The 10,596-nt window shown below is 61.3% G+C and carries 9 protein-coding genes; 1 reads left to right on the top strand and 8 read right to left on the bottom strand.

The window, feature by feature from the left end:
* Positions 1-279: 279 nt before the first annotated feature.
* From AC629_RS00695 to AC629_RS00680, 4 genes are all read right to left on the bottom strand, one after another.
* Entirely contained in the window at positions 280-615 is a 336-nt protein-coding gene (locus tag AC629_RS00695; protein ID WP_245331651.1) for a RidA family protein, read from the bottom strand.
* Between the two features lie 69 nt (positions 616-684).
* Positions 685-1,890: a pyridoxal phosphate-dependent aminotransferase gene (locus AC629_RS00690; protein ID WP_084802862.1), complete on the bottom strand. Its 1,206-nt coding sequence runs from the start codon at positions 1,888-1,890 to the stop codon at positions 685-687.
* On the bottom strand, positions 1,887-2,609 hold the full coding sequence (locus AC629_RS00685) for an HAD hydrolase-like protein (RefSeq protein ID WP_084802861.1): 723 nt from the start codon (positions 2,607-2,609) through the stop codon (positions 1,887-1,889). The genes AC629_RS00690 and AC629_RS00685 overlap by 4 nt, the downstream gene beginning before the upstream one ends.
* Positions 2,610-3,299 (bottom strand): GntR family transcriptional regulator, encoded by a 690-nt coding sequence (locus tag AC629_RS00680; protein ID WP_168195359.1) that lies wholly within the window; start codon positions 3,297-3,299, stop codon positions 2,610-2,612.
* Between the two features lie 109 nt (positions 3,300-3,408).
* Here AC629_RS00680 and AC629_RS00675 point away from each other — a divergent pair, with 109 nt between their 5' ends.
* The gene (locus AC629_RS00675) at positions 3,409-4,734 is read left to right on the top strand and encodes an MFS transporter (protein ID WP_084802859.1); all 1,326 of its coding nucleotides are present in this window, start codon (positions 3,409-3,411) and stop codon (positions 4,732-4,734) included.
* A gap of 103 nt (positions 4,735-4,837) precedes the next feature.
* Here the strand turns inward: AC629_RS00675 and AC629_RS00670 are convergent, their stop codons facing one another.
* From AC629_RS00670 to AC629_RS00655, 4 genes are all read right to left on the bottom strand, one after another.
* Positions 4,838-6,157: an MFS transporter gene (locus AC629_RS00670; RefSeq protein WP_084802858.1), complete on the bottom strand. Its 1,320-nt coding sequence runs from the start codon at positions 6,155-6,157 to the stop codon at positions 4,838-4,840.
* Between the two features lie 136 nt (positions 6,158-6,293).
* Entirely contained in the window at positions 6,294-6,719 is a 426-nt protein-coding gene (locus tag AC629_RS00665) for a ribbon-helix-helix domain-containing protein (RefSeq protein ID WP_084802857.1), read from the bottom strand.
* Between the two features lie 6 nt (positions 6,720-6,725).
* Positions 6,726-8,714 carry a conjugal transfer protein TraG gene (locus AC629_RS00660; protein ID WP_084802856.1) on the bottom strand — a complete coding sequence of 663 codons (1,989 nt, stop codon included), beginning with the start codon at positions 8,712-8,714 and terminating at the stop codon, positions 6,726-6,728.
* A gap of 35 nt (positions 8,715-8,749) precedes the next feature.
* Positions 8,750-10,513 carry a relaxase/mobilization nuclease domain-containing protein gene (locus AC629_RS00655; protein WP_084802855.1) on the bottom strand — a complete coding sequence of 588 codons (1,764 nt, stop codon included), beginning with the start codon at positions 10,511-10,513 and terminating at the stop codon, positions 8,750-8,752.
* Positions 10,514-10,596: the final 83 nt, after the last annotated feature.

Genomic DNA, 10,596 nt, shown 5'->3' with positions numbered 1-10,596 from the left:
ATCCCGATGATCTGCTCTTCCGTAAAGCGGCTGCGCTTCATGCTCTGGTCCTCATATGGGCCAGAGCGAACTTCAATCTGGATTAAGTCCAAGGGGCAAGGTCACCCGCAGCCACGATTCCGAAGCGCGATTGTCTCATCGTCACGACGAAGGTGACGTCAAGCGGCACCTAGCGTTACACGGGCTTAATTTTGAACAAACGCTCGCACAGCGACACTTGTATTGACCCTTCAGGCCCGAAACCTAAATCACGGCCCGCCTATAGCGACGAGTGCAACTTCAACAACCGCGTTTCCAGGCAAGGAGACCACCCCCCACAGCTGTACGCGCTGGAGCACGCGCGCCGGGGATGCGGCTCTCGATGTAAGACGTTGCGAAGTCCGCAATTTCGGAATGACGGGTGTAGTCTGTGGGCCCATTGATGTAGACAGTCAAACTCAGTACCGAGCTGATCCGCTCACCAGCAGTCAGCTCGCTCTCCGCCGCCCGTAACGCGTTTTGCGTTGCCAGTTCTACTGCAGGACGATAGGTGTCCAGCGTTGCGTTCGTTACAACTTGCCCGGTATAGAGCAAGTTGCCATCCTTTCTCGGTGTCATCCCAGATACGAAGATCATGTCGCCGTGACGTCTGGCAGGCGAGTAGCGTCCCTGCAGCGCTGGAGCGGATCGAAGGGTCACCGTGCCTCACTTCCGATACCGATGCGTCATCTCGACGATGCGCCGCCCTGCAGCCACCGCGGCGGCGTGTTCTTGAGAGAAATTCAGCCGGATGCTGTTCGGGTAAGGCCCGAACTCAGTGCCGGGCGTGACGATGACGTCGGCCTGGTGACGCAGCAACCGCACGAAATCCTGCAATTCGACCGCGAGCGGTGGCAGTGTCGGGAATAGGTAACTGCCCGCTTGAGGCTCGCGCGTAGCTAGGCCTCCATCGCGAAAAACACGAAGGAGATCGTCGCGGATCGCTTGGTGCTGCACAATCCGTTCCTCGAGCCAACCCGCGGGCTCGCGGAACCAGGTGCGAAGAACCGCCTGATTGTAGCCAGCGGCGCGCAACGAGACGATGGCCTGCAGCTTTTCCATCCGCTCGATGACTGCTGGCGCGCCGAATGCGATGCCCAGCCTGTAACCACTGAGCGATTCCGTCTTCGATGGTCCCATGATGGTGACGACGCGCTCCTCCGGCAGCCCGGCGGCGCGGATATGCGCAAAGGTCCGCTTTGCGTAGAGAAGCCGGGAGTAGAGCTGATCCGCGATCACCGTGACGCCGAAGGCGGTGGCAAGCCGGGCGATCTCGCCGATTTCCCGCGTCGAATAAACCGCGCCGGTCGGATTGTTCGGATTTGAGAACAGAAACACCCGCGCTCCGCTTTCAAACGTAGCCCTGAGCTGCGCGAGGTCGAGGCCGGCCTCTTCGGAGCCACCCAGATAGTCCATCCTCACCGGCGCCGGTTGCCCGCCGGAGAATTCGACGAGCTTCCGATTGGCGAAATAGTCCGGCTCGACGATGGCGACCTTATCGCCGGAGTTGACCAGGGATGCGACTGCCAGAAACAGGGCGCCCTGCGTGCCCGGCGTGATGATCGTGCCGTTGTCGGCGGAAACCTTCGCGCCTGTGAACGCGGCGAGTACCGCAGACAGCTCGGCGCGGATGTCAGCCGAACCGCGATACTCGGTGTATGCCTGCCGTCCTCCGGCTGCAAGCGCTTCCGCAAAACGATCGGACGCGCCGGGTGTCGGCAGGAAAGCGTCGGCGTCACCATGCGAGAAGTCGACCGGGCGCCCCGGAATCTTCTCGCCATGCATCAGGCTGCCGACGTTTCCCGCGGCTTGACGCACCTCCTGGCCTGGCGCGTTGGCCGTCGCCAACGCGGCGAACTTGTCGAAGATCATCGCGGTGCGCCTTCCGATTTGTGGAAATCGACCAGCTCGGCGAGCGAGTTGACGGTCAAGGACGGATCGGCGTTGGCAGCCAGGGTCGCTCCGGTACCCTTCTTGCCGTGGCGGCGGTTCACCCAAACGGTTGTCAGGCCGAGCCTGTTTCCAGGTGAAATATCGTGGTGCTTGCTTTGGGCGACGTGGAGTATCTCTTTCTTGTCGATGCCATGCCGAGCAGCTTGGTTAAATGCCGCGTCGAAATGTGGCTGGCCGGGTTTGTAAGAGCTCACGTCTTCCGCCGTGACCGTGAACAGGAACGGCACCTCCAGCTTCTTGAGCGTGCCTGCGAGCGACGCGTTGTCTACATTCGAAAGGATGCCGAGTGCGTAGTGCTGGCTCAGGTATCGCAGGCTTTCGACTGTGTCCGCGAATGGACGCCAGAACGGCACCGATCTCGCGAACTCGACCGCGCGGGCAGGGTTCTCATCCCAGCCGAACTGTTCCTCGATGTCTCGCCACGAGCGTCGCAACACGTCGGGATAAAGCAGGGTCGGACGCGTCTGCTGATGCTTGGCCTGCATGAGAGCAAACGTGCTGACGACGAGATCCGGAGGAACCTGGGTTTTCATCTCGAGGAGCCATGGCTGCACCAGATTCGATATGGACGTATCCCAATCGATCAGCGTGCCGTAACAGTCGAACGTCAGCAGTTTGAATTTCGAGAACTCGAGCATTTACTTCTCTTCCCTTGAAGTTTCTTCCCGATGCAGGTGCGCCTGCACGCGCCTGGTCGAAGCGTCGGTCTGATCGACGATCAAGCGGCAGGCTTCGTCGATGCGTCCATCGCGAATCTTCGCGACGATGAGGAGATGGCTCTCCACCCAGTCGGAGCTGAGGCCGGAATTGGCCCACGCCGGAAGCAGGTAGCGGTTGATCCCCTGGTAGAGGCCTCCGATTTGCGCAAGGAGGCGCGGCCGCTCGGCCCGCTTGTACAGGCTGCGATGAAACTCCCAGTGCAGGTTGGCGCGATCGAGCGGATCCGATGCCTGAGCGGCCTTGGTCAGAACGGTTTCGGAATATTGCAGGTCGGCACTGGTGAGACGTGGGGCCGAGTGACGTAGCGCGTGCGGCTCGAGCAGTCCGCGCAACTCGGCGATCTCGAGGAAATCCTGCTCCGAGATCTGAGAGACGGTCACGCCGCGGTTGGGATGCAGAACCGCCAGTCCGTCGGCGATCAGACGCTGAAGCGCTTCGCGCACGGGCGCTACGCTGACGCCAAACCGCGCCGCGACATCATTTTGCTTGAGCTGCGCTCCGCTGGCGATCGTTCCTAGCAGGATCGCACGGCGCAACTGCTCCGCGATGTGGTCTGAGGTGGAAAGCTTTATCGCCGAGATGCCTGCGAGGGCGTCGGAGAGAGTCATTCTTGACATTCCCGTCATATCGCGTGATCTTCGATTATCGATAATCTAATATCGATAGGAAATCAAGAGGAACGTCACCGGCGCGAGTTGGCGCGTAAGGAGTTGAAATATGACGCAAATTTCGGAAACAACGATTATCCAGGCCGGGAAACCGGCCGGCTCGCTCTCCCGGACGGCTTTGGCCGCCACTGTCGGCACCACGATCGAATGGTACGATTTCCAAGTCTACGGCCTGGCGGCGGCTCTCATCTTCAATTCGCAGTTCTTTCCGAACTTCGATCCATTGGCCGGTACGCTGCTCTCATTCGCCACTTTCGCCGTCGGCTTTCTCGCCCGTCCGATCGGAGCGATCATCTTCGGGCATATGGGCGATCGCATTGGTCGCAAGTCGACGCTCATCACGACGTTCCTGCTGACGGGAGTGGCGACCCTCCTCGTCGGGTGCCTTCCCAACTACGAGGCTATTGGCGTCCTCGCGCCCATCCTGCTGGTGCTCCTTCGTCTCATTCAGGGCATCGGCCTGGGCGGCGAATGGGGTGGCGCCGTGCTGGTCATGACCGAAAGCGAGGCGCAAACACGGCGCGGACTGCTCGGCAGCCTTCCACAGTTAGGCTCTCCCGCAGGTCTGGTGATCGCAACGCTGGTATTTACGGCGACGACGGCAATCTTGGGCACCGATCAATTTGCCTCATGGGGCTGGCGTCTACCTTTCCTTCTCAGCTTCGTGCTCGTAGTGGTGGGCGCATTCGCCAGATTCTCGATGCCGGAAACCAAAGCCTTCTCCAAGGCGAAACGCACGAAGGCAATCGCGGCATTTCCGCTCGTGGAAACGTTGCGGACCCAGTGGCGCGAGGTTTTGCTGGCAGGCGGACTGTTTCTTGTGACGAGTGGCGGCTTCTACGTCTATGTGACCTTCATGGTCGCTTACGGCTCGACAAGTCTCGGCTTGTCTAGAGAACTGATGCTCCACGGCGTTCTGGCATTCGCAATCACCGAACTGCTGATCATCGTCCCAGTTTGCGCTTTTTCCGACCGAATTGGACGCCGGCCAGTGTTCATGGCGGCTGCGATCTTCACGATCCTGTTTGCCTTTCCCCTGTTCTGGCTCGTGAATACGAAAGCCACATCGTTGATCTTCCTTGCCATGGCGGTCGGTGGAATAGCCAACGGTGTCTTGTTCGGAATTATGGGATCATTCGGCCCGGAACTCTTCAAGACCAGCGTTCGCTACACCGGAGCTTCCCTCGGTTATCAGTTGTCAGCAGCACTGGGTGGCGGACTTACCCCTCTCATTGCGACAGCGCTGGTCAAATGGGCCGATGGAAGTTATTGGCCAGCTCCGGCTTGGCTCGCAGGCCTCGCATTGGTGAGTCTTATCGCTGCGATTGTTGCACCTGAAACGCGATCTCGCTCGCTATCTGAGGAGATCGGTTGAACATCGGAGAGAGTGTGCTCGGAAGCGACCGGGGCACACTCTCCCCGCTGATTGAGCTAATGTTCGCTGGGACGGTCCTTATGGTAACGTCTCAGGGCGTTACTCACCACTCGCCACCATCATCCGCGGAGATGGTTGCAACCGCTTCCTCATACGATGAGACTGGCTCGGCTGCGTCGGATACGGCCACGATGAGTGGAAATGAACCGATCCGCCAAATGGATCGACGCCAAGGTAGCGCGAACCAGACGAATGCCGCGATCTGCAGTGCTACGTTGAGACCGAACGCGACTTGATAGGCTTGGACGGACCTATGGCCGTCCTCCGAGGGCCACTGCTCCAAGACCAGGCCCGTCGTGTACTGGGCCAGAAATGCCCAACCGAAGTGCAGAACGTTCAAGGCGCCATTAGCACGGCCGGCAAGCTCCGGCGGAAAGTAATCCGCTATCACCGCGAAGCTGACCACTGTCGCCGTTCCGACCATTGCGACGACGGACCACGGCAGAACGGATGGAAGGGGGACGCGCAGGATCAACGCCAATTCGGCTACGATAAACAGCACCGCGACGACCACCAGAATCGTCTCCGCCCCGCCCCCTCTTCGTTTGATCCAATGGACCGTTGTACCGAACAACCAGGCACCACCGCTCAATACGATGGACATTATGAAAAGCTGTCTGACGAGACTTGCGCGATCAAGCCCCTCTACGTCTGTCAGCCACGGCGATGCCCACAATCCCTGCAGGGACCAGGCCGATCCAACGCAAGTCGCCGACAACGGGGCAATGCGCCAGAAGCGCCGATCGCCGAAAACGGAGCCAAGGGTGGCGCGCGCTGCTGATGGGACAGCGCCTCGTTCAGGCACGACGATATAGATGAGAATGGCTATCGCACCAGTAGCGGCTGCCAGGATCTCAAAGAGCTGCCGCCAGCCCATCCACGCGAGCAGGTGTTCGACGGGAGCAGTAGCGGTCACCGCTCCTAGCGAGCCCAGCATTACCATGTAGCCGTTCAGCAAGGCAACTCGCTCCCTGGGGAACCAAAGGATGATTGATTTCAGACCTGCTGTCAGCGCCGCCGCCACGCCAAGCCCGATCATTGCACGCGCGATCAAAAGTGACAGGAAGTCGGTCGATACCGCGAACAGTCCGGCGCCCACTGCTGCGAGCAAGAGCAGAACACTCTGGACGCGACGCGGACCAAATCGGTCCAACAATATGCCGACGGGGATCTGAGCCGCCGCGAAAACAAGGAAATAGACTGACGTAAGCAACCCGAGGTCGGCAGTCCCAAGCCCGGTATCCGAGCTGAGATGACTGGCGATCAAAGCGTTGATCGTTCGAAACAGGTACGAAAGATAGTATCCAGCAGCAAACGGGAGAAATACGCACGCGATTCGACGCCATGCTATTAAGATTTTCATGCTGGCCCCTTTTGCTCTCAGCTCGTGCGAGCCGATAGCGCGTCCAGCTTTTTGTCAGTTCGGCTAAATTGCTGCGGTCGTAGGCTGGCGTAGAAAAAGAAGGGACGGCGCCGTTAGCTTGTCCCGGAAGGCTCGGTCAGGATTCGTCGACCGGTTCCTGGCGGCGGATATCTTCCGGAATCTCGCGGAGAAAGCTTTGTCCCTTTTGCAAACGACGCCCGAGCGCCTCGACGAATCCTTCAAAGCGCTCCCTGCCCTTTATCTGCGCGGCGGCCTGTGCGTCGTTCGACAACGGTGGCGTGATGGTCAGCCAGAAACGAATGAAGAGAGCCAAGCTCTCGGCTGTCAAGCCAACGTCGCGCTCCAGCCTCTGCATTTGACGCGACAACCGATCCAAGCGACGGTTAAACGCCGCCTCCCGTCTGTCCGCTCCATCCGGTGACAGAAACGAAGCGACAGCCGCTTCCACGATCGCAGACCGGGAAAGCTTCTTGCGATCGGCGAGCTCCGAGATCTGTTTCAGAAGCTCTGGCGGAAAGTAGACGTTCATCCGGTCGCGCATATTGCCTCAGAGCTCCATGCCGTCATTCGGGTCCATGGCGACTTGACGGGCGACACCGCGCATTTGTTGGCGTGTGGGCCGGGACTGGCGGACCGCATCCTCGTCATCGTCAAGAACGGCGGCAAATTCCTCTGCCGGAGTCGGCTCGGTTGTTTCTTTGACGATTGCGACGTGATCGGGGAGTTCGGGCTCGCGGCGGAGGCCGCTGTTAGCCGTATCTCCGTCGGCCTCCGCGGCCTTGTCAGTTGGACCTTCCGTCGGCTTCGGCGTTCCGAGCGTTGACCATCCGTCCGTTCGTGATGATCGGCCGGCCCCCGCCGGATCGGGCGGCGGCAAGACCCGCTCAGCGAATCGCCGATCCTCGTAGTAGCGGACCTTCCTCGCCCGGACCGGCGCCGTCCCTGCCACCATGACGATCTCGTCCTGCGGCGGAAGCTGCATGACTTCGCCAGGAGTCAAAAGGGGTCTCGCAGTCTCCTGCCGTGAGACCATGAGGTGCCCCAGCCATGGGTTCAACCTGTGCCCAGCATAGTTCTTCATCGCCCGCATCTCCGTTGCCGTGCCCAGCGCGTCGGACACCCGCTTGGCGGTCCGCTCGTCATTGGTCGCGAAGCTGACTCGGACGTGGCAGTTGTCGAGAATGGCGTTGTTGGGTCCGTAAGCCTTCTCGATCTGATTGAGCGATTGCGCGATCAAGAAGCTCTTGATGCCGTACCCCGCCATGAAGGCCAGCGCAGACTCGAAGAAATCAAGCCGGCCCAACGCCGGGAACTCGTCGAGCATCATCAGGACTCGATGCCGGCGGTCGCGGGCGTGCAGATCCTCGGTCAGGCGCCGGCCGATCTGGTTCAGCACGAGTCGGATCAATGGTTTCGTCCGGGAGATGTCGGAGGGCGGCACCACGAGGTACAGCGTCGTCGGACGGCTATCCGCGATCAGATCCGCGATCCGCCAGTCGCAACGGCAGGTTACCCGGGCCACGACGGGATCGCGGTAGAGCCCCAGGAACGACATCGCAGTGGACAGGACGCCAGAACGTTCGTTCTCGGACTTGTTGAGGAGCTCGCGCGCGGTCGAGGCGACCACAGGATGAGCACCCTGCTCGCCAAGATGCGGCGTGGTCATCATCGCCTTCAAGGTGGCTTCGATCGGCTGCTTCGGGTCGGACAGAAAGGCGGCGACGCCCGCCAAAGTCTTGTCCGCCTCGGCGTAGAGGACGTGGAGGATGACGCCGACCAGGAGCGAATGACTGGTCTTCTCCCAATGGTTCCGCTTGTCGAGTGAGCCCTCGGGGTCGACCAGGACGTCGGCGACGTTCTGGACGTCGCGAACCTCCCATTCCCCGCGCCTGACCTCGAGCAGCGGATTGTAGGCTGAGGACTGTGGGTTGGTTGGGTCGAACAACAGGACGCGGCCATGACGAGAGCGGAAGCCGGCGGTCAGTTGCCAGTTCTCACCCTTGATGTCGTGCACGATGGCCGAACCCGGCCAAGTGAGAAGCGAGGGGACCACGAGGCCGACCCCCTTGCCCGACCGGGTGGGTGCAAAACACAACACATGCTCCGGTCCGTCATGGCGGAGGTAGTCGCGATCGAGCCTGCCCAGCACGACACCATCCGGACCGAGAAGTCCGGCCGCTCGAACTTCTTCCGCATCAGCCCAGCGCGCCGAACCATAGGTTTCGACATGCTTGGCCTCGCGCGCCCGCCAAACCGACATGCCGATCGCCACCGCGATCGAAACGAAGGTCCCCGACGCCGCGATGAAGGCACCCTCGACAAAGACCCGTGGCGCATAGGCGTCATAGACGAACCACCACCAGAAGAAGACTGGCGGATAGTAGATCTTGAAGCCCGACAGTTCGAACCAGGGCCGCCCGAGCTCCGGTTGCCAGGCGAGCCGCCAGGCCGTCCACTCGGTTGCTCCCCAGATGGCAAGCAAAACGATCAGGCCGACAACGATCACCTGTCCCCAGAGGATTTTAGTTCCGGACATCGCCAACGCCCTTCCGTACTGAATTGGTGAGATAACTAGAGGCCGAGGTCGCGCTTCCGACCAAAGCCCCATTCGATGCCGCCACCGTCCTTTACGACGCCGGTGACGTGTTGGCCGAGCCTCTTTTCGAGCTCGCGCGACCAGGGTACGAGCTGGAAGCCGAGCCCATTGTCGATCATGGCGAAACGCCCCGAGGTGAGCGTCAGCCGCTGTCGGTACGTGCCCGCCACATGCTCCCCTGAGGTGGCCTTCACATGAGGCAGGCCGGTGTCGGCCGAGATTTTTGCCGCCACCCCGTCCAGTTCGCGTCGGCGCAGCGTGTCCAGGAGGTCGCGCTGCAGGATGATGCGTTGGCCCTGTCGCCGCGCGAGACCTTCCTGAACAAGATGCTCAGCACGGGCTTCCATGGCATCGCGGGCCTCGCGGCCGAAGCCTCCCATCGCGAGCGGCATCGGATCCCGCTCGACCAGCCGGTGGTCGAGCCAGGTGGCCCCTTTTGCAGTGACCTGCCCACCGAGATCGAGATCGGAACGGGTTGCGAGCACCAAAGTGGGGCGCGGATCGCCAGTCTGACGGAAGCGCCGGACTTCGACGATACCGCCGACCGGTGGTGCATGTTCGAAGGCTTCGACCCCTCGGAAGCGCATGTGGTGCGCGCGACCGTCTGTCCCGTCGATCAGGGCGTAGGCCTCACCAGTCAGTTCGTCATGCAATCCACGATCGACCAGCCGTCCGATGATTTGGGACGTCGGGTGTCCACCTTCGATGATGTAGTCGGCAACGCCGCGCGCTTCCCCACGCTCGGCAAAGGCGCGGTGCATGGTCTTGATGATGTCGCCGCGCATGCCGAGGTCGCGCAAGCTACGCTCCGCCTCGAGCCCGACCATCCATTCTCCGGCTGCGGCCGATGCGGCAAGACCCATCCTCTCGAGGTGCTGAAGGCGACCGACCATCAGGCACCGGATCTCGGGATCGAAACTGCCGGGGTGTTCGGGGCGAACATCAATATAGCCGGTTTCGTCAGCGGCCAGCCGGATTTCCTGATCGAGCCGCGTCCATCGCTCTGCCGTGACTTCTCTCTCCAGCGAACTGCGGATTTCATGTTCCGGCTTCGGACCCAGTTCGATCGCGACCAGTTCCTCGGCGCGTGAGCGCAGGCCTCGGCTGATGTAGTCGCGGGAGATCACGAGATCGGCCCCTTCCTCATCTACTCCCCGAACGAGAAGATGGACGTGAGGGTTGTCCGTATTCCAGTGATCGACGGCTACCCAATCGAGCCGCGTGCCGAGATCAGCCTCCATCTGCTTGGCGAGGTCGCGCGTGAAGGCCTTGAGGTCGGTCATGTCGCCTGCGTCCTCGGGCGAGACGATGAACCGGAAATGATGGCGGTCGTCCTTGCACGGTTCTGCAAAAGCCGCGCTATCAGCGCAGTCGGTGCCGGCATCGAACATCTCGGCCCGCTCACCACTCCGGGTCACGCCATCGCGCTTCAGATATGACAGATGGGCGGTCAGTGGTGCTGAGCGGAAGGCACGTCCCTTGTGTCGGACAACACGCGCCTTCACCACAACGCGCCGCGTCGGGCTGAACAACCGGCTGCGACTAAAGGCGAGCCGGCCGCGGCCGAACGTCGAGCGACCGTGGGCAGCAGAACGCCTGCGGGCCGTGGCCTGACTCGAGGTGTGTCCGGCTTTCTTCGCGGCACGCAGCACCTGGTTGATAAAGCTCTTCGGCTTCGGCGCGCGGGTGCTGCGGATGCGCCCAGGCCGAATACGCAGGTCGCTGTCGCCCGCGCTCACGGCAGGGCCTCCCTACGATCCAAAGCGCACACGGTGCCGAAAACGCCTTTGATCGCATTCGTCAAAATGCAAGGCGCGGCACG

Origin of the sequence: Bradyrhizobium sp. NAS80.1, assembly GCF_001908205.1 — a bacterium.
Classification (GTDB): domain Bacteria; phylum Pseudomonadota; class Alphaproteobacteria; order Rhizobiales; family Xanthobacteraceae; genus Bradyrhizobium.
The sequence above is the reverse complement of the archived record's forward strand: the minus strand, read 5'-3'. Positions and strand labels throughout refer to the sequence as shown.